General features: G+C 53.7%; 1 rRNA gene. It reads left to right on the top strand.

Features of this window, described 5'->3' with window-relative positions:
- A 23S ribosomal RNA gene (locus H3O04_RS36880) occupies window positions 1-255 on the top strand; the annotation flags it as partial.

The raw sequence follows: 255 nt of genomic DNA, 5'->3' as shown, positions 1-255 counted from the left end.
CCTCCAAGGCTAAATACTCGTGATCGACCGATAGTGAACCAGTACCGTGAGGGAAAGGCGAAAAGAACCCCGGGAGGGGAGTGAAATAGATCCTGAAACCGCATGCATACAAACAGTCGGAGCCTCGCAAGGGGTGACGGCGTACCTTTTGTATAATGGGTCAGCGACTTACGTTCAGTAGCAAGCTTAACCGTATAGGGCAGGCGTAGCGAAAGCGAGTCCGAATAGGGCGTTCAGTTGCTGGGCGTAGACCCG

This window comes from Burkholderia sp. KCJ3K979, from assembly GCF_016759955.1.
GTDB lineage: Bacteria > Pseudomonadota > Gammaproteobacteria > Burkholderiales > Burkholderiaceae > Burkholderia > Burkholderia orbicola.
Note: the sequence above shows the minus strand (reverse complement) of the source record. Positions and strands in the feature narration are given on the sequence as shown.